The 17,562-nt window shown below is 73.4% G+C and carries 16 protein-coding genes; 5 read left to right on the forward strand and 11 right to left on the reverse strand.

The window, feature by feature from the left end; translation table 11 throughout:
• Positions 1–36 precede the first annotated feature (36 nt).
• Positions 37–1,914, reverse strand: a complete 1,878-nt coding sequence (locus ACSNOA_RS02165; RefSeq protein ID WP_436655653.1) for a S8 family peptidase — start codon at positions 1,912–1,914, stop codon at positions 37–39.
• A 212-nt stretch (positions 1,915–2,126) separates the two neighbouring features.
• Here ACSNOA_RS02165 and ACSNOA_RS02170 point away from each other — a divergent pair, with 212 nt between their 5' ends.
• Positions 2,127–2,753: a hypothetical protein gene (locus ACSNOA_RS02170; RefSeq protein ID WP_436655655.1), complete on the forward strand. Its 627-nt coding sequence runs from the start codon at positions 2,127–2,129 to the stop codon at positions 2,751–2,753.
• Here ACSNOA_RS02170 and ACSNOA_RS02175 read toward each other — a convergent pair.
• The 3 genes from ACSNOA_RS02175 to ACSNOA_RS02185 form a co-directional block, all read right to left on the reverse strand.
• On the reverse strand, positions 2,721–3,122 hold the full coding sequence (locus tag ACSNOA_RS02175; protein ID WP_436655657.1) for a hypothetical protein: 402 nt from the start codon (positions 3,120–3,122) through the stop codon (positions 2,721–2,723). The two genes, ACSNOA_RS02170 and ACSNOA_RS02175, sit on opposite strands and share 33 nt — an antisense overlap.
• A 225-nt stretch (positions 3,123–3,347) precedes the next feature.
• Positions 3,348–3,569, reverse strand: a complete 222-nt coding sequence (locus ACSNOA_RS02180) for a DUF397 domain-containing protein (RefSeq protein WP_436655659.1) — start codon at positions 3,567–3,569, stop codon at positions 3,348–3,350.
• Entirely contained in the window at positions 3,539–4,420 is an 882-nt protein-coding gene (locus tag ACSNOA_RS02185; protein WP_436655661.1) for a helix-turn-helix domain-containing protein, read from the reverse strand. Before ACSNOA_RS02185 ends, ACSNOA_RS02180 begins: the two co-directional genes overlap by 31 nt.
• A 490-nt stretch (positions 4,421–4,910) precedes the next feature.
• Between ACSNOA_RS02185 and ACSNOA_RS02190 the strand changes: the two genes are divergently transcribed.
• Together ACSNOA_RS02190 and ACSNOA_RS02195 are read left to right on the forward strand one after the other, a co-directional pair.
• Positions 4,911–5,195, forward strand: coding sequence for a hypothetical protein (locus ACSNOA_RS02190; protein WP_436655663.1), 285 nt, complete (start codon positions 4,911–4,913; stop codon positions 5,193–5,195).
• Between the two features lie 101 nt (positions 5,196–5,296).
• On the forward strand, positions 5,297–5,749 hold the full coding sequence (locus ACSNOA_RS02195; protein ID WP_436655665.1) for a hypothetical protein: 453 nt from the start codon (positions 5,297–5,299) through the stop codon (positions 5,747–5,749).
• 13 nt (positions 5,750–5,762) lie between these two features.
• Here ACSNOA_RS02195 and ACSNOA_RS02200 read toward each other — a convergent pair whose 3' ends face one another.
• Both ACSNOA_RS02200 and ACSNOA_RS02205 read right to left on the reverse strand, forming a co-directional pair.
• Complete coding sequence (locus ACSNOA_RS02200) at positions 5,763–6,608, reverse strand: PASTA domain-containing protein (RefSeq protein WP_436655667.1); 846 nt, start codon at positions 6,606–6,608, stop codon at positions 5,763–5,765.
• A gap of 103 nt (positions 6,609–6,711) precedes the next feature.
• The gene (locus ACSNOA_RS02205; protein WP_436655669.1) at positions 6,712–7,386 is read right to left on the reverse strand and encodes a PASTA domain-containing protein; all 675 of its coding nucleotides are present in this window, start codon (positions 7,384–7,386) and stop codon (positions 6,712–6,714) included.
• A gap of 125 nt (positions 7,387–7,511) precedes the next feature.
• Here ACSNOA_RS02205 and ACSNOA_RS02210 point away from each other — a divergent pair, with 125 nt between their 5' ends.
• On the forward strand, positions 7,512–8,864 hold the full coding sequence (locus tag ACSNOA_RS02210) for a hypothetical protein (protein WP_436655671.1): 1,353 nt from the start codon (positions 7,512–7,514) through the stop codon (positions 8,862–8,864).
• Between the two features lie 4 nt (positions 8,865–8,868).
• On the opposite strand, the gene ACSNOA_RS02215 is transcribed toward ACSNOA_RS02210, so the two are convergent.
• Positions 8,869–10,347: a glutamate--cysteine ligase gene (locus tag ACSNOA_RS02215; protein ID WP_436655673.1), complete on the reverse strand. Its 1,479-nt coding sequence runs from the start codon at positions 10,345–10,347 to the stop codon at positions 8,869–8,871.
• Between the two features lie 276 nt (positions 10,348–10,623).
• Positions 10,624–11,205 (reverse strand): YceI family protein, encoded by a 582-nt coding sequence (locus ACSNOA_RS02220; protein ID WP_436655675.1) that lies wholly within the window; start codon positions 11,203–11,205, stop codon positions 10,624–10,626.
• A gap of 100 nt (positions 11,206–11,305) precedes the next feature.
• Here ACSNOA_RS02220 and ACSNOA_RS02225 point away from each other — a divergent pair, with 100 nt between their 5' ends.
• Complete coding sequence (locus ACSNOA_RS02225; RefSeq protein ID WP_436655677.1) at positions 11,306–11,803, forward strand: MarR family winged helix-turn-helix transcriptional regulator; 498 nt, start codon at positions 11,306–11,308, stop codon at positions 11,801–11,803.
• Between the two features lie 218 nt (positions 11,804–12,021).
• Here the strand turns inward: ACSNOA_RS02225 and ACSNOA_RS02230 are convergent, their stop codons facing one another.
• From ACSNOA_RS02230 to ACSNOA_RS02240, 3 genes are all read right to left on the reverse strand, one after another.
• Positions 12,022–14,655: an ATP-binding protein gene (locus ACSNOA_RS02230; protein WP_436655679.1), complete on the reverse strand. Its 2,634-nt coding sequence runs from the start codon at positions 14,653–14,655 to the stop codon at positions 12,022–12,024.
• Positions 14,656–14,748: 93 nt separating this feature from the next.
• Positions 14,749–15,897 carry an acyl-CoA dehydrogenase family protein gene (locus ACSNOA_RS02235; protein WP_436655681.1) on the reverse strand — a complete coding sequence of 383 codons (1,149 nt, stop codon included), beginning with the start codon at positions 15,895–15,897 and terminating at the stop codon, positions 14,749–14,751.
• A gap of 67 nt (positions 15,898–15,964) precedes the next feature.
• Complete coding sequence (locus ACSNOA_RS02240; RefSeq protein WP_436655683.1) at positions 15,965–17,497, reverse strand: acyl-CoA carboxylase subunit beta; 1,533 nt, start codon at positions 17,495–17,497, stop codon at positions 15,965–15,967.
• Positions 17,498–17,562: the final 65 nt, after the last annotated feature.

Consider the following 17,562-nt stretch of genomic DNA (forward strand, 5'->3'; position numbering starts at 1 on the left):
CTCCCCGGGAGGGAGGAGCCCCGCGATGGTCGCTGGTCAGAGGGTCAGCGTCCAGGTGTTGAGGTAGCCGGTGTCGCCCGCGTAGACGTCCCGCACCCGCAGCTGCCAGGTGCCGTTCGCCGCCTCGCTGGAGAGGTTGGCGGTGTACGTCGCGTTCACGTTGTCGGCGCTGTCGAAGTAGCTGCTGTTCTTCAGCCGGTACGACGAGCCGTCCGGTGCCACGAGGTCGATCACCACGTCACCGCGGTAGGTGTGCACGATGTTCACCGCGACCTGGGAACTCGCCGAGGCGTTGCGGCCGCACACGGAGATCACGATGGAGCTGGCCACCGTGGCGCCGGTGTCCGGGATGGCGACGTCGGTGCCGTTGGTGCCCGAGCAGCCGCCACCGCCCGAGCCCGTCACGGTCAGCGTGTAGGTGGCCGTACGCGAGGCCGACGCGCCGGTGCCCGTGATGGTGATCGGGTAGGTGCCGGCCGACGTGCCGGCCGACGTGGTGATGGTGAGGGTCGACGAGGCACCCGAGGTCACCGTCGACGGGCTGAACGAGGCCGTCGCACCGCTCGGCAGGCCGCTCGCCGAGAGGCTGACCGACTGGGCGGAGCCGCTCGTGGTGGCCGTGCCCACGGTGGCGGTCACCGAGCCGCCGGCCGCCGTGGAGCCGGAGGTCGGCGACACGGAGACCGAGAAGTCGTTGGTCGGCGGCGGCGTGGAGCCGTTCACCACGTACAGCAACCGGTTCGGGGTGCCGGTGCCCACGTTGCTCACCACGTTCGGGGTGGCGTTGTTGACGAGGTCGTCGCGCACCTGCTGCGGGGTCCACGTCGGGTTGGCCGAGAGCACGAGCGCCGCGGCGCCGGCGACGTGCGGCGAGGCCATCGACGTGCCGCTGATGGTGTTCGTGGCGCTGGCGCTCGTGTACCAGGCCGAGGTGATGTTGACCCCGGGAGCCAGGATGTCGACGCAGGTGCCGTAGTTGGAGAAGCTCGCGGCGGCGTCGTTGTTCTGCGTGGCGCCCACGGTGATCGCCGAGGCGACCCGGGCCGGCGAGTAGTTGCAGGCGTTCTGCCGGTTGCCGAGGAGGTCGCCGTTGCCGGCCGCGACCGCGTACGTGATGCCGGAGTTGATCGAGTTCGTGACCGCCGTGTCGATCGAGCTGTTGGCCGAGCCGCCGAGGCTCATGTTCGCCACCGCCGGCTTGACCGCGTTCGCCGTCACCCAGTCGATGCCGGCCACCACCTGGGCGTTGGTGCCGCTGCCCTGGCAGTTGAGCACCCGGACACCGACGATCTGGACGCCCTTGGCCACCCCGTACGAGGAGCCGCCGACCGTGCCCGCGACGTGGGTGCCGTGGCCGTTGCAGTCGTCGGCCGAGCCGCCGTCGACCGCGTCGTAGCCGGAGACGGCCCGTCCGCCGAAGTCGTTGTGCCCGTACAGCACGCCCGTGTCGATGATGTAGGCCCGCACGTTGGACGCCGTGTTCGGGTAGGTGTAGGAGCTGTTCAGCGGCAGGTTCCGCTGGTCGATCCGGTCCAGGCCCCACGACGGCGGGTTGGGCTGGGTGCCGGAGATCGAGACGGTGTGGTTCTGCTCGACGTACGCGACGGCCGGGTCGGCGGCCATCCGCGCGGCGGCCTTCGCGTCGACCCGGACCTCGAAGCCGCGCAGGGCGGCGCCGTACGTGCGTGCCACCGCGCCGCCGTGCCGCCCCACCAGGCGACTGGCGTTGTCAGCGACGGTGTTCCGGCTGACGGCGGTGTCCTTGAAGACGACGATGTAGCTGTCGGCCACCGCGGTGTCCCCACCCGCCGCCCGGATCGTCCCGGTCGGCTCGGCGGCCAGCGCGGGCGTGGCGGCGGCCAGCATGGCCAGCGTCGTCACCCCGACGAGCACGGACCTCTGGGCAAGAGCCATCTCTCTACCTCCCTCCGACCGGCTGCCGCCCGACGCGTTCCGCTCAGATCGACGGCCGCCGATCCAGCCGAGGGTAGATCATGACAGTGGCGAAGATAAACATGTCGAATCTTTCATAACGCGGCGGGATGCCCCCCTTACGGGACGTGTCCGGGGCGAACGGGGGTGCGGCCCGGATTCGGGAAGCGCGGCCGTGGGCAAGGCTGTCCAGCATGGAGAGTCATCTCGCCGTCCTGTTGCCGATCGCCGCGGTGTGGCTGGCCGCCGGCTTCCTCGCGGACGGGCTGCCCCGGGTGGATCAGGCGTACGCGCTGCGCCGACGTGCCGGATGGCTGCTCGTCCTCGTACTCACCGGTCTGACCCTGACCGCGGCCGTGCTCACGGCCGGGCTGCTCAGCCCCGGCGGTGCTCCGGCGGACCGCGCCGCCGCCGCCCTCGACGTCGCCGCGCTGCCAGCCCTCGTGGTCGCCGCCTGCACCGTACGCCGGGTCCGGTGGCTGTGGGCGGGCGCGGGGGCGTTCGCCACGGCGCCCGGCACCCCGGCGCCGCACGGGCTGCGTGCCGCTTCCGCGCACCCGTTGATCGGGGTGCCGTTACAGGTCACCGGCCTGCTCTCGGTGCCCGCCGTGATCGCGGCGAGCGGCAGCGACCGCCTCACCGCGCCGGGCGTCACGGGCCCGGCGATCACCGTGGGCGCCGTCGTGATCCTCGCGGTCGCGATCCGGCACGCCCTGCGGCACAACCGGCTCACGGAGCGGGCGGCCAGGCCGGGGGCGGCGCGTTCCGCCCGGCCGGAGGAGCCGGCCTCAGCGCGAGCGGGTCGCCCCCTGCACGTATAGCAGTTCGAGGATGGCTCGGGTCGCCTCGAACCAGCGGTCCAGCCACCCCGGAGGCGGCACGCTGCCCCGCGGCGGCAACTCCAGGAGCAGGCCCCGCATCAACGGGTGGTCGACCAGCGACTCGCCGACCTCCCCGGGCCAGCCGGCCGGGGGGAACGACGGTTCGTTGAGCGGGTTCGGGTCCAGCGAGGGGAGGGTGAGCGGCGGGCCGCTCTGCTCGGGCGCGGCCGTGCCGCGGTCGTCGAGATCGTCGTCGGTCGAGACCACCTCCGTGAGCACGGTGTCCCGGCGCGCCCCGCGGTACTTCCCACCGAACCGCTCCGGCTTTCCCGGCCCGTTGGTGAGGTTGTCTGACCCGATCGTCGTCATCCGTCTCGCCTGCCTCGCTCGGTTGCCGATCCCGCGGCCGGTTGTCGACCGCCGCCGTACCGACGGGTACAACGAGGCGGGGCGGCTGTGGCGACGGGACCCACCGGGGAACCTGCTGTGCGGGCCGAGGGCGGTCACGGGCCGTTCGGCGTACGGCAGGGGCGGGTCCTCGTCCGGCCGTCGACCGGACGAGGACCCGCCCCTTTCTCAGCTACGCCCGGCGGTTCAGGCCGGACCGAACACGCCGTCCCTGGTGCCGGCGACGAAGGCACGCCAGCCACCCGGAGCGAAGATCAGGGCCGGCCCGGTCTTGTCCTTCGAGTCCCGAACGCCGACCGCTCCGGTCACGTACGCCACCTCCACGCAGTTGTCACAGTTCGGCCCGCTCTTCGAGCTCTTGAACCACGTTGCCTGCGTCAGGTCCACGGGGAACCCCTTGGTCGCCATTTCCACAACGGCTCCTCTGCCAGTTTCGCGATGTGTGCGATGGATTCCTCCGGACGGATGGCCGCCGCTCGAATGTGATCGAAGATGAAGCTGTACTTCTGCAGTTCGTCGCTCTTCTCGAGGAAGAGCCCACCCGTGGCGTTCTCCGCGTACACGACATCCGGATCACCGGGCTCGGGGAAGCTGAGGATCGTGAAGGTGCCGTCCATGCCGGCGTGCGCCCCCACCTCGAACGGCAGGATCTGCAACGTCACGTTCGGCAGTTCGGCCACTTCGACGAGCCGTCTGAGCTGGTTACGCATGACCTCGTCCCCGCCCACCGGCCGGCTCACCACCGCCTCATCGAGCACCACCCACAAATCGACCGGATCGTCCTGAGTCAGCAACGACTGTCGACCGAGGCGGACACGGACACGTTGTGCGACCTGGTCCGCGCTGAAGTCCGGCCGGGCGGCGCGGATCATGGCGCTCGCGTACTCCTCGGTCTCCAGCAGCCCGGGCACGACCTGCTGCTCGTACGCCCGGATGGAGCTCGCGGCCGCCTCCAGCCCGACGTACGCGCCGACCAGCACCGTGCTGTAGGGGTGCCACCAGCCCTTCTGTCGGGCTTCCCGGGCGATCTGGACCAGCTCGTCGCTCTCCGCGCCCACCACCCCGTAGATCCGGAGCATGTCGCGCACGTCGCGCGGGGTGGCCGTGGTGTGGCCCGTCTCGATCCGGGAGACCTTCGACGCCGAGCACTCCAACTGCTCGGCCACCGCCTCGATGGTGATGCCGGCCGCCTCACGCTGGCGGCGCAGCTCCGCGCCGAGCCGGCGCCGCCGGATGGTCGGACTGCGCCGTTCGCTCACCGCTCAACCCCGATCCGCCGGCGGGCGGGCACCTCCACCCGCTCGGAAACCGGTCCTCAGTGTGCCGCCCCGGTGCGGAAGGCTTCAAGCGCCGGTTTGCGGGGCGCACTCACGTATCGGCAAAACTCGACGTGCAACTTGCATGTCGCATGCGGCTGGTGCAGTCTGTCCGTATGCGCGGGTCACTCACCGTCCCCGTCCGAACTCCCATAGTGATCATCCCATCGCGGGGGACGGTCGGAGCGGCGGGCCCGGGCCACGACAACCAGACCTGCACCGGGGAATGTCCCCGCCGCTGTACGCCAGCAGGCTGCGGCGGCGGGCGCGATACCGGGAGCAGCCGGGTGATGGTCGGGTGGCGGCACGCCACCAGCGGGCACGGCCCGACCACCACCACCGGCAGAGGCACGACCCCGTCCACCGGTGAGAGACGCCCCCGACCCCGACAAACGCCGGCCCGCACGCCGGCCGACCCTCTCCAGGAGCCCATGTGCTTCCCCGCTCTGGTGACGTACTGCACGTGACTCGCGCGGCGAGTGTCCAATTCCTCCGGCCATTCATGTTCCGGGTGATCCGGGTGCTCGACTGGCCGACCTACGACGGCTGGATCTGGCTCGACGGCTACGAGTTGAACGCGGCGGGGGACGCGGTCAACCGGCGGTCGATCTTCGTCCAGCGGCAGGGGCTGCGTCAGCTGCGCGCCGCGCCCGAACAGCGACCGCACACCGTACGGCAGCGGCGGCCCGTCGCCCGTACGCCGGTCCGGGTGGGCTGACCACCGGCGAAACCGCCGTTCGTGGGCGTGCCTCGCCTTAGACTCAAGGCACGCCCACCCCGGCACGTTCCACCCCGCGCGTCCAGGACCCCGAACCTGGGATGGCCATGGTCAATATGCCCGCCGCGCGGCGGCCCCACCGCTCCCGTATCTCCTACGCCTTCGGACTCCTGGCGCTCTTCGGCGCCGCGACCACGCTCGTGGTCCTGGTCCGCGATCCCGCTCTCTCCTCCACCCAGCTGGCCGAGCCGGTGCCCGCACCGGAGATCACGGTGATCGGCGAGGGCGCCTCGCCCGGCCCGGACGACGAAATCGGCTGGAACGGCACGCCCGCTGCCGACGATCCGACGCCGGACGCGAACAGCGGCGTCGGCACCGACGGGCAGGACCCGGCGGGCGGTGGCGCGGGCGCGCTCGCCGGCGAAACCGCGCCCGCGGCGAGCGCCGCCTCGGCAGCGGACATCCGACGCTCGCTCTTCTGGTCCGGGGTCATCGGGCTCACCATCTCGCTCGCCGGGCTCGGCCTGGTGGGCACGAGACGACGAATGTGGTGAGCCCTCCGCGCCGTCAGGGAGTGCCCGTGGCCGTGGGGCTCGCCGGCGGCGTGCTGCGCGGCACCGACGGGGCGGCCTGCGAGACCAGGAGCAGGACCTCCTCGTCTTCCGTCACCGGCTCACCGACCCCGGGCTCCGTGCCGATCACCCGCCCGGGTGGCAGCTCCGACGGGCGGTACTCCACCCGGTGGTTCAGCCCCAACCGGTCCAGCAGCGCCTCGGCCGTCTCCTGCGGCAGGCCGGCCAGCGGGGGCACCGCCACGGACGCGGGTTCCGTGGTCGGCGGGGCACTGCTCGGCGACTCCGTGGTCGGCTCGGCCGAGGTCGGGGCGGCGCTGGTCGGGGCGGCGCTGGTCGGGGCGGCGCTGCTGGTCGACGCGGGGGAGAGCGTGGGCCTCGGGTCCGTTGGGTCGCCGTCGTCGGTGGTGCTCAGAAACCACAGCCCGGTGCCCAGCAGGGCGACCAGGACCAGCGCCAGGACACCCCAGAGGATCGGCAGCCACCAGCGACGGCCACCCTGGTCCTCCGCGTACCACTCGCCCGACGGATCCCGGTAGTCCGACGGCCGGGGCGGTGGCACCTCGGCCCGGCCGGACCAGGGCCGTTCCGGCGGCGGAGCGGCGCGGGCCATGGGCGCCGTGGCGTCCGGCGGCATCGAGCCCGCCCCCGGGGCGGTCGACCCGCCGCTGTCGGCGGGAGCGGACAGCCGCCGGGTCGCGTCGGCGGGTTCCGCGGCGGTGTCGGCGGGGGCGGGAAGCCGCCGGGTCGCATCGGCGGGTTCCCCACCGGGGCGCGGCAGGGGCCGGGTCTCGTCGGCCTCGTGGTCTCCCGCGGACGGCTCCCGGTGGTCGTCGCTCATGGCACGTCCTTTCCCGAGCCGGGCGGGCGTCATGGCCCTTCGACAGCCAACCTAGCCGTCGGTGGCACGATCGGCCCGGATCGGAGTGCCGACCCGCCCGGGATCAGGGCGTCGGGGGCGTAACGGAATTCTCGGCCCCGCACCAGACCCCGACCTGGTCGTTCCAGCGCGCCACGGCGCCCGCCGTCGGCTCCTGCCGCACGACCCGGCCGCTGCGCCCGGTGGGGTACCGCGGATAGAGGCCCTGCTCGCCCAACTCCTCGGCGACGTCGTCGCAGCCGTCGCCCACGACGTCCGGCACCTCGGTGTCCGGCGCCGGCCCGGACACGTAGAGGGTCACCGTCGTTCCCCGCCGCACCGGGGCGCCGACCGCGGGGTCGGTCCGCTCGACCGTGCGGCCCGCCCCCGCCCCGAAGACCAGGCGCCAACCCAGCTTGCGGTCGTGCAACTCGTCCCGAGCCTCGACGAAGTCACTGCCGATCACCGGGGGAACGGACAGGCCGGATGCCGTCGCCGCCGACGTGCGCGGCGCGGCCGGCGTGGTGCGGGCCGGGGTCGGCCGGTGCGAGGGGGAAGCGCTCGGGCCACCCGTCGCGCTCGGCGCCGCGAGCGGTCGGTCCTCGGGTACGTCCCCCTCGCCGGCCAGTCGCCAGCCCACGGTCGCCCCGATCGCGGCGAGCAGCACGGCGACCAGCCCGCCGCCCAGCACGAGGGGAAGCCGCCCCGAGCCGCCCTCGCCGCCCGGGGGCAGGGTCCCGCTCGCGTTCCCGTCCGTCATGCCGCCACCGCCTCAGTCACCGGCGACCGTACCGGCCGCCGCCAAGCCGCCACCGCCACCGTCCAGGAGGGACGGTCGTCGGCGACGACTCGCCGCGCCGACGACGGGACGTTACGCTGCCCGGCATGGCCAGACGCGGCTGGGGAGGATCGATCGCCACGGCGGTCGGCGTTGCTGCCGGCGCCGGTGCCGCCCAACTGGGCTTCGGCTACGGCCTGGGCATCGTCGACTGGGCGCCGGCCGATGCCGGTGCGGCCCCGGCGGCCTGGGTCGCCAGCCTGGTCTGGGCCACCTGGATCGCCGCGACCTCGACCGTCCTCGGTGCGGTCTGCGCCTACCGGCTGCACGAACGGGCCCTCGCCGAGCCCCCGCCGCCGGCCGACGCGACAAACGCCGACCACCCGCCGGTCACCGGCCCGTCCGCCGGCGGGCCGGGCGTGTCGCCGCCGGCCGACCGGCCCGGGTCGGCCGCGGGGCGCCTCGGCCGTGCGGGCCTCGCGGTCGCCGCCGGGCTGGGCGGCCTCATCACCGTGCTGCTGGTCGCGGTGCCCGCGCGGGTGGCGGCGGCCCCGGACACCGGCACCCCGCAGCGCGTCGCGGCCGGATACGCGGCGATCGGCGTGCTCATGGGCGTGCTCACCGCGCTCTGGGCACTGCGGTCCCGCGCCGCGGCGGCCAACGTCATCGCCACGGTGGCCTGGCTCTGGCTGCTCGCCGTGGTCGCGGTGGTCGACGGGGTGCTCGCGGGCCGTGGCCTGGCCAGCGCCCAGCTCGGCATCTGGCAGATCAGCGCGGACCGGCCGCAGTTCTGGATCCGGGACTACCTCTACTGGCCGGGCGCCGTGCTGTCGCTCGGCTCCGCGCTGGTGATCGGAGTGCTGGCCGCCCGCCGCGCCGCCCGCGCTCCGGTGCACCGCATCGGCGCGGCGGCCTCCGGCGCGGCCGGTCCGCTGCTCGTCGCGGTCGCCTACCTGCTCGCGGTGCCGCGGCTGTCGGCCATCAGCCCCGAGCAGGTGTCGGCGCACCTCATCGCCCCGTACGCGGTGATCGTGGGCGTCGGCGGCTCGGTGCTGGTGGCCGCCCTCGCCCAGCGCGCCGGGCGGCGTCCGGCGACGCGCCACACCGGGTCGGCCGCCACCGTGGACGAGGGGACGGCTCCTGCCGGCGAACGGGCTCCCGCCCTCGCCGACGGGGCGGCCACCGAACGGCCCGCGTCCGACGTCCCGGTGCCCGCCGGACCGCAGCCGGCGCGTCCGGGGTCCGACGCGCCCCCGGCCGATCCCGGGCAGCCGGACGGCGAGGCAGCCGCCCCGGCCGCGCCGCGCACGTCCTCGGTGCCGCGGGTGCCCGCGCCGCGCACCGGCGAGGCCGACCGGCTCGACCCGGTCGACGCCGTCGCGAACGGGCCCGACGCCACCCCACCGGAGCCGGACGCGCCGGCCCGTCGGCGGGGCGGCCGTCGCACCGGCCGGAGCTGACTGCTCAGTCGACCGGCCAGGTGTGCACCGGCTCGTTGCTGCGCTGGAGGTCGGCGTAGCGCCGGAGCATGTGGTGCAGGGCCGCGGGACGGTCCATGCCCCGGTGCCGCTCGGCGGCCCACACCGCCTCGGTCTGCCAGGTCGCGCCGTTACGGCCGGTACGGCAGCGCTGCTCGATGATTCCCAGCAGCCGGTCCCGTTCGGCCGGGGCGACGCCGAACCCGTCCAGGCCGTCGGCGGCCCGCGGCAGCAGCACGTCCAGCACCAGATCGGTTACGGGCACGTCGCCGAGCCGGGGCCAGTGCAGGACGGCGTCCATCCCGCGGCGGGCGGCCGCGTGGAAGTTCTCCTCGGCGGCGCTGAAGGTGAGCTGGCTCCAGATGGGCCGGTCGGCCTCGGCGAGCGCGCGGGCCAGGCCGAAGTAGAAGGCGGCGTTGGCCAGCATGTCGACCACCGTGGGCCCGGCCGGCAGCACGCGGTTCTCGACGCGCAGGTGGGGGCGGCCGTCCATGATGTCGTACACCGGCCGGTTCCACCGGTAGACCGTGCCGTTGTGCAGGCGCAGCTCACCGAGCTGGGGCACCCCGCCCGCGTGCAGCACCTCCACCGGATCCTCGTCCTCGCAGATCGGTAGCAGCGGCGGGAAGTACCGGACGTTCTCCTCGAACAGGTCGAAGATCGAGGTGATCCACCGCTCGCCGAACCAGACCCGGGGCCGTACGCCCTGCGCCTTGAGCTCGTCCGGCCGGGTGTCGGTGGCCTGCTCGAACAGGGCGATCCGGGTCTCCGCCCAGAGCTTTCGCCCGTACAGGTAGGGCGAGTTCGCTCCGACCGCGACCTGGACCCCGGCGATGGCCTGGGAGGCGTTCCAGTAGTCGGCGAAGCTGTCCGGCGCGACCTGGAGGTGGAACTGGAGACTCGTGCAGGCCGCCTCGGGCGCGATGGAGTCGGTGTGCGTACGCAGCCGTTCGACGCCGCGGATGTCGAGTTCGATGTCCTCGCCCCGGGCGCCGACGATCTGGTCGTTGAGCACCCGGTAGCGCTCGTTGGTGGAGAGGTTGTCCTCGACCAGGTGGCCCTCGGTGAGGGTGGGGAGGATGCCGACCAGCACGATCTTCGCGTCCGACTTGGCGGCCCGCTCGTCCGCCCGGGCCAGGCTGCTGCGCAGGTCCTGCTCGTAGTCGGCGAAGCCGGTGCCCTCGATGAGCCGGGGCAGCGCGTTCAGCTCGAGGTTGAACTGGCCCAGCTCGGTCTGGAAGAGCGGGTCCGCGATGTCGGCGAGGATCTCCTCGTTGCGCATGGCCGGCTCGGCCGCCGAGTCGACCAGGTTCAGCTCGATCTCCAACCCGGTCATCGGCCGGTCGGCGTCGAAGCCGAAGTCGTCAAGCATCAGGGCGAAGACGTCGAGGCACCGCCGGACCTTCTGCCGGTAGCGGACCCGGTCCTCGCGGGTGAAGGCGCCCTGCGAGACGTCCCTGCCCATGTGCCCTCCCGGCATAAGGCGCACCCGGTCGTGCCGGCTTGGCGCGCGTTGTCAGCCAATTACGTTAGGAGCGCCCACCGCACCAGACCAGAGGCCCATTCGGGTTGTCCGTCCGCCGGACGGCCGGCTCCGGACCGGCGGGCACGCCCACGCGGCATCTCTACCCCGCCCGGGTTGCCGGCCACCGCCTCACGTGACGAACAAGTCGTGACAATCCGCACGTGCACGTCGGGCCCGCGCCGGAGTGCGGCGCGGGCCCGAGCGTACGGACGGGGTTCAGGCCTGGCGGATGGCCTCGCCCTCGATCTCGATCTTGATCTTCTTGCTGACCAGCACGCCGCCGGACTCGAGGGCGACGTTCCAGGTGAGGCCGAAATCCTCGCGGTCGATCTCGGTGTGCGCCGCGAAGCCGAAGATGTCCTGGCCGAAGGGGCTGCGGCCGACACCCTCGAACCGGACCTCCAGCTCGACCTGGCGGGTCACATCCTTGATCGTCAGCTCACCGAGGAGGACGAACTCGTCGCCGTCGCGGGACTTCACACCGGTGCTGCGGAACTCCAGCGTCGGGAACTTCTCCACGTCGAGGAAGTCACCGCTGCGCAGGTGCGTGTCGCGGTCGCCCTGGCCGGTGGTGATGCTGGCCGCCTGGATGGTGGCGGTGACCGAGGACTGCATCGGGTCCTCGGCGACGGTGATCGTGGCGCTTGCGTCGAGGAACTCGCCGCGTACCTTGGAAACCATCATGTGACGTGCCACGAAGCCGACCCGCTTGTGCCCGGCGTCGAGCGCGTAGGTGCCGGCGGTCGGGATGGTGAGGCCGTCCCAGTCGCGGGTGACCGCTCCGGTGCTGCTCGTCATGGTGCGCTCCTCCAGGAAAATTGTTTAGTAGCCCAACGGCTGCTTGAGCAACTATAGCCAGCGCAATATTCCCTGTGTCAAGGACTGGTAGGATGGACCTGTGAAGAAGGAGTTGGACGACCCCCGGCTCACCGCCATCGGCCTCCTGTACGAGGTGCACGCCGGGCTGTCAGCCCGGTTCGCCGACCAGTTCGAGGAGCACGGCCTCTCGGCGGTCGAGTTCGAGGTGCTCACCCGGCTCGCCCGCTCACCCGACAACCAGCTCCGGATGACCGACCTGGCCGCGCAGACCTCCCTCTCGACGAGCGGCGTCACCCGGGTCGTCGACCGGATGGAGCGCGACGGGCTGCTGGCCCGCCGCGCCTGTGCGACCGACCGGCGCAGCTCGTTCGCGGTGGTCACCCCGGCCGGGATGCAGCGCCTTCACGAGGTGCTCCCCGACCACCTGCGCATCATCGAAGAGTGGTTCACCGGGCAACTCGACCCGGATGCCCTGGGGGCGATGCTCGACGGGCTCCGCCGGATCCGCGACGCCGTGCATCCGTGCGCGACGGCCGGCAGCACGCGGGACGACCGGCCGGGCGGCGCCAACTGCTGACGGCCAGCCAGACTGGCACCGGCAGAAAGACCGGCAGAACTGCCGACGGCACCGGACACCGCGCCTGAAATCGGACGAACCGCCTGGTGAGGGCTGGCTAGTGTTCGCCCCAGCGGGGATTCACCGGGGGGTGACGGCGCGGGCGAACAGCGAGGGGTAGCAACGAGGGGGCTCTTCGCCCGCGCCACCCCCGGCCCCGCTCCCTCCCCGGCCCGTCGTCAGTGCGGCGGTCGCGCGCGGCGCCCGGCGACCAGGGCGTACAACAGGCCCTCCTCCTGCGGCAGCAGACGGATCCCGTTCTCCCGGCAGACCTGCTCGAGCCGGTCCAGCACGGCCGGGTCGCCGGTGCTGGCCGCCAGCCCGACAAGCGCCTCGACCACGTCCCGCTGGTGCTGCTCCTCGGCGCCCGCCTCGGCCGCGGCGAACCACTCCGCCGCCAGCTCCCGGTCACCCCGGTACAGGGCGAGGTTGCCCTCGATGAGCGCGCAGATCCCCGCCTCCGGGTGGGTCCACTCGCCGGCATAGCGGGCCGTCGACGACGCGGACCGCTGCCGGGGCACGGGGTGGGCCGACCGCGGCCGGATCCGGCCCGGAGCACAGGCACGCACCTCGGCCAGCACCTCGGCCGCCTCGCCCGCCCGGCCGTCCTGGGCCAGCGCCAGCCCCACCCGGGCCAGCACCCGGCGGTGCTGCCCCGGATCACCCAGCTCACCGAGCGCCGCCGCCACCCGCCGGCCCTGGTCCACCGCGTCGCCGTACCGGCCCTCGAGCCGGGACACCTCGGCCAGGTTCGCCCGCGCCAGCGTCCGCAGCCGCTGCTCACCGCACTCGGCCGCCAGCCGGTCCACCGCGGCGAGCCGGCGCCGGGCAGCCGCGAGGTCACCCACCCGGATCTCGTGCCAGGCCAGGTTGTTCTGCGCCACCGCCATTTCCCGAACGCGGCCGTGCCGCACGGCCAGCCGCAGCACCGACTCGGCCTGGACCCGCGCCTCGGCCTGGCCGCCCCCGGCCACGAGCAGGGCACCGAGCACCGTACGCGCCGCGAGCTCGCCCGTGACGTCACCGGCGTCGCGGAACGCGGCAAGCGCCGCCCGGGCCGCAGGAAGCTCCTCGGCGCCCGCCCCGTGCTCGGCGGCGAGCCGGGCCACCCCGAGCGAGGCCCACGCCCGCAACAGCGGGTCGGCCTCGGCGGTCCGCGGATCGGCAAGCAGACGGCGCAGCCACTGGCGTCCCGCCACGTCGCGCCCGCGAAAACGCCACCAGCGGGCCAGGCACGACGCCAGGCGCAGCGCCGTGAGCGGGTCGTCGGTGGCCGCGTACGCCAGGGCCGAGCTGATGTCGCTGCTCACCTGGTCGAGCTGGTGCACCGCGGCGGGCAGCCGGGGGCCGACCAGGTCCGGTGCCGTCCGCCCGACCAGCCCCGCGATCACCGTGGCGTGCCGCCGGCGGATGCGGGCCAGCTCGCCGGCCCCGGCCGCCTGCTCGGTCGCGAAGTCGCGCACGGCGTCCAACAGACGGAACCGGAACGGTCCGGTGCCGCGGACGCCCAGGAGGCCGAGTTCGGCGAGCCGGTCCAGAACCGGGACCGGGTCGATCGCCACGGTGCCGTCCTGGTCCGCGTCGTCGGCGAGCATGGCCTCGGCCAGGTCCACCGACCAGCGGTTGCCGAACGCGGCGAGCCGGCGCAGCGCGGCCCGCTCGGCCGGGGCGAGCAGCCGGTAACTGGCCGCCACCGCGTCGCGGAGTGTCACCACGCCCGCGCCGCCGCCCTCGGCTCCGGCCGTCTCGTCCCAGCCGCCGCGTGTCCCGCCGCCGGGCCCGGCCAGGTCGAGGACGCGATCACCGTACCGGTCGAGCAGTTCGGTGGGGTCGAGGATCCGGCCGCGCGCGGCCATCAGCTCGATGGCGAGCGGCAGGCCACCGAGCCGGCGTACCAGCGCGGCGAGCGCCGGCAGCTCGGCCGGGACGGGTGACTCCCGCCGCACCTGGGCGAGGCGGGCGATGAAGAGCGCGACCGCCGGCCAGGCGGCCAGCGCGTCCGGCCCCGACTCCTCGGCCTCGGGCGGTGGCACCTCCAGCGGCGCGACCGGCCACACCCGCTCCCCGGCCAGACCGACCGGGTGCCGCCCGGTGACCAGCACCCGGATCGACGGCACGGCGGACGTCAGGCGGTGCAGCGCCTCGGCCACCGCGTCCGGTGCCCGCTCGGCCGCGTCCACCACGAGCAGCGCCGGCCGGAACGCGAGGCGGGCCGCGAGTTCCGGCAGCCGGGACGCGTCGAGCACGGCCACCGACGCGGCCAGCACGTCGGCCGCGTCCGACCCCTCCCCGATCAGCACGCCGGCGACGCCGCCGGGATGGCTACCCGCCACCGCGTGGGCCACGGTCAGCGCCAGCGCGGTCTTCCCGACGCCCGCGAGCCCGACCAGGCTCACCAGCCGGGGTCCCAGGTCGTCGGTGAGCATCGCCGCCAGCTCGGTGACGTCCCGGTCGCGTCCGATCAGGTCGGTCGGCGGTGGAAGCGCCACCGGTGGCCCCCCGTTGCTGGGGCCGGCCGGAGCCGCGAGCCGCGGCGGTGCGGGTGGCTCGGCGACGGGCCCCCGCGCGGCCGCGAGGAAGGCCGCCCGGGCCGCGCCGTCGAGGTCGAGGGCACCCGCCAGCAGCTCGATCGTCGTGCGCTGGGGTCGCGAGGACCGGCCCCGCTCCAGGTCGCGAACCGTCCGGACGCCCACACCGGACCGGGCCGCCAGCTCCGCCTGCGTGAGGCCAGCAGCCAGCCGGTGCGAGCGCAGCAGGTCCGGCAACGCGGGACGACCACCCGGGCCGGGCGGTCGGTCGTCAGCCGGAGTCATGGGGTCGAAGAGTACGGACCTGGTACGACCAGCGGCAGCCGAGCGTCGGGGTGCCGACGCCCGATCGCCGAAACCCGACAGCTGCCGGTCGGATCAGAGACCGAGGTCGCGCGCGATGATCATGCGCTGCACCTCGCTGGTGCCCTCGCCGATCTCCAGGATCTTCGAGTCGCGCCAGAACCGGGCCACCGGGTACTCGTTCATGAAGCCGTAGCCGCCGTGGATCTGGGTGGCGTCGCGGGCGTTGTCCACCGCGATGGTGCTCGCGTGCAGCTTGGCGATCGCGGCCTGCCGCTTGAACGGCTCGCCCGCGAGCATCCGCGCGGCCGCGTCGTAGTACGCCAGCCGGGCGGTGTGCGTCCGCAGCTCCATGTCCGCGATCTTGAACTGGATGGCCTGGTAGTTGCCGATCGGCTGGCCGAACGCGTGCCGCTCCCCGGCGTACCGGACGGACTCGTCGACGCACCCCTGGGCGAGGCCGACGGCGAGCGCCGCGATGGCGATCCGCCCCTCGTCGAGGATGCGCAGGAACTGGGCGAAGCCCCGCCCCCGCTCGCCGAGCAGGTTCGCGGCCGGCACCCGGCAGTCCTCGAACGTCAGCTCGTGCGTGTCAGAGGCGTTCCAGCCCACCTTCGAGTAGGCGGGCGCCACCGTGAAGCCGGGGGTCCCCGAGGGCACGATGATCGTGGAGAGTTCCTTCGACCCGTCCGGGCGGGTGCCGGTGACCGCGGTGACGGTGACCAGCGACGTGATGTCGGTGCCCGAGTTGGTGATGAACGCCTTCGAGCCGTTGATCACCCACTCGTCGCCGTCCAGCACGGCCCGGGTCTGGGTGCCGCCCGCGTCCGAGCCGAAGCCCGGCTCGGTGAGCCCGAAGCCGGCGAGGGCCTCACCGCTGACCAGCTTCGGCAGCCACTGGGCCTTCTGCTCCTCGGTGCCGAACCGGTAGATCGGCATCGCACCGAGGGAGATCGCGGCCTCGAGCGTGATGGCCACGCTCGAGTCGACGCGGGCCAGCTCCTCCAACGCGAGGCAGAGCGTGAAGTAGTCACCGCCCATGCCGCCGTGCTCCTCGGGGAACGGAAGCCCGAACAGCCCCATCTTGCCCATCTGCCGGACCACGTCGTACGGGAAGGTGTGCTTCTCGTAGTGCTCGGCGATGACCGGGGCGACCACCTCGCGCGCGAAGTCCCGCACGCTCTCCCGCAGCGCCTCTTGCTCCTCGGTGAGCCGGAAGTCCATCGGTTCCTCCTGTACGGACGGGCCGCCGGGCGCTCGTGGCACCGGAGGCGGACGCGGGGTTGGTCGGTCAGACCGGGGTGACGCCGTGCCGGCGCCGCGAGAACTGTCGGTCCTTGCCCCGGGCGGCGGCGAACCGGCGGACGAGTTCGGCGCGCAGGTCGTGCGGCTCGACGATCGCGTCCACCACCAGCTCGCTGGCGAGCCGGACGATGTCGATGTCCCGCTCGTACTCCTCGCGCTTCGCGGCCACGAAGGCGGCGCGTTCGGCCTCGTCCGTGATCGCGGCGATCTTGTTGGCGTAGACGGCGTTCACGGCCGCCTCGGCGCCCATCACAGCGATCTTGGCGGTGGGCAGCGCGATGGTGGCGTCCGGCTCGAAGCCGGGCCCGGCCATCGCGTAGAGGCCGGCGCCGTACGCCTTGCGGACGACCACACAGATCTTCGGCACGGTCGCCTCGGAGATCGCGGTGATCATCTTTGCGCCGTGCCGGATGATCCCCTGCTTCTCCACGGCCGTGCCGACCATGAAGCCCGGTACGTCGGAGAGGAAGAGCAGCGGCACGTTGAACGCGTCGCAGAGCTGCACGAACCGGGTGGCCTTGTCGGCGGAGTCGACGAAGAGCACGCCGCCCTTGAACATCGAGTTGTTGCCGACCACGCCGACGACCTCGCCGTTCAGCCGGCCGAAGCCGATGGTCAGCTCCTTGGCCCACAGCGCCTGGATCTCGAAGAAGGAGCCCTCGTCGAGCAGGCCCTTGACGTACCGCCGCATGTCGAACGCCTGCCGCTCGCTCGCCGGCACCAGCGCCGCGAGGTCGGCCTTCTCCGGCGCCTCCGCGGCGTCTGCCGCGGGCGGCGCCTGCGTCCAGTTGGCCGGCAGGTACGACAGGTAGCGCTTCACGACGTCGAGCGCCTCGGCCTCGGTCTTGCAGAGGAAGTGACCGACGCCGGACTCGGCGCAGTGCACCTTGGCGCCGCCCATCGCCTCGAGGGTGGTCTTTTCGCCGGTGACCATCTCGACCATGCGGTCGGAGCCCAGGTACATGCTCGCGTTGCCGTCGACCATGGCCACCACGTCGCAGAACGCCGGGATGTACGCCCCACCGGCCGCGCTCGGCCCGAAGAGCGCGCAGACCTGGGGGATCGAGCCGGAGGCGCGGACCTGGTTCCAGAAGATCTTTCCGGCGCCGCGCCGGCCGGGGAAGAGCTCGACCTGGTCGGTGATCCGGGCCCCCGCCGAGTCGACGAGGTAGACCATGGGAACGCCGGTCGTGTAGGCCCGCTCGATGATCCGGATGATCTTCTCGACGGTGCGGGCGCCCCAGCTTCCGGCCTTCACGGTGGAGTCGTTGGCCATGAGGCAGACCGGCCGGCCGTCGATGGTGGCCGTGCCCGTGACCACGCCGTCGGCCGGGAGCCCGTCGGCCATGGCGTTGGCGTAGAGGCCGTCCTCCACGAAGCTGCCCTCGTCGACCAGCAGCGCGACCCGCTCGCGGGCGAACAGCTTGCCCTTCGCGGCGTTCGCCGCGTGGTACTTGTCCGCACCGCCGGCCTTGGCGCGCTTGCGCAGCTGCTCCAGTGCCTCACCGTCGAGCGTCACGCCGACTCCCTCACCGTACCGACCTGAACGATCGTTAGGCTAGCGCATCGCAGCGACCGCGGACC

The sequence above is a fragment of the Micromonospora sp. URMC 103 genome (assembly GCF_051386435.1).
Lineage (GTDB): Bacteria > Actinomycetota > Actinomycetes > Mycobacteriales > Micromonosporaceae > Micromonospora.

What these genes read in the sequence shown, in the direction of transcription:
- ACSNOA_RS02230 (WP_436655679.1), bottom strand. Translation starts at nt 14,655, where the DNA reads ATGACTCCGGCTGACGACCGACCGCCCGGCCCGGGTGGTCGTCCCGCG.
- ACSNOA_RS02200 (WP_436655667.1), bottom strand. Translation starts at nt 6,608, where the DNA reads ATGAGCGACGACCACCGGGAGCCGTCCGCGGGAGACCACGAGGCCGAC.
- ACSNOA_RS02220 (WP_436655675.1), bottom strand. Translation starts at nt 11,205, where the DNA reads ATGACGAGCAGCACCGGAGCGGTCACCCGCGACTGGGACGGCCTCACC.
- ACSNOA_RS02195 (WP_436655665.1), top strand. Translation starts at nt 5,297, where the DNA reads ATGGCCATGGTCAATATGCCCGCCGCGCGGCGGCCCCACCGCTCCCGT.
- ACSNOA_RS02210 (WP_436655671.1), top strand. Translation starts at nt 7,512, where the DNA reads ATGGCCAGACGCGGCTGGGGAGGATCGATCGCCACGGCGGTCGGCGTT.
- ACSNOA_RS02180 (WP_436655659.1), bottom strand. Translation starts at nt 3,569, where the DNA reads ATGGCGACCAAGGGGTTCCCCGTGGACCTGACGCAGGCAACGTGGTTC.
- ACSNOA_RS02170 (WP_436655655.1), top strand. Translation starts at nt 2,127, where the DNA reads ATGGAGAGTCATCTCGCCGTCCTGTTGCCGATCGCCGCGGTGTGGCTG.
- ACSNOA_RS02165 (WP_436655653.1), bottom strand. Translation starts at nt 1,914, where the DNA reads ATGGCTCTTGCCCAGAGGTCCGTGCTCGTCGGGGTGACGACGCTGGCC.
- ACSNOA_RS02175 (WP_436655657.1), bottom strand. Translation starts at nt 3,122, where the DNA reads ATGACGACGATCGGGTCAGACAACCTCACCAACGGGCCGGGAAAGCCG.
- ACSNOA_RS02235 (WP_436655681.1), bottom strand. Translation starts at nt 15,897, where the DNA reads ATGGACTTCCGGCTCACCGAGGAGCAAGAGGCGCTGCGGGAGAGCGTG.
- ACSNOA_RS02205 (WP_436655669.1), bottom strand. Translation starts at nt 7,386, where the DNA reads ATGACGGACGGGAACGCGAGCGGGACCCTGCCCCCGGGCGGCGAGGGC.
- ACSNOA_RS02215 (WP_436655673.1), bottom strand. Translation starts at nt 10,347, where the DNA reads ATGGGCAGGGACGTCTCGCAGGGCGCCTTCACCCGCGAGGACCGGGTC.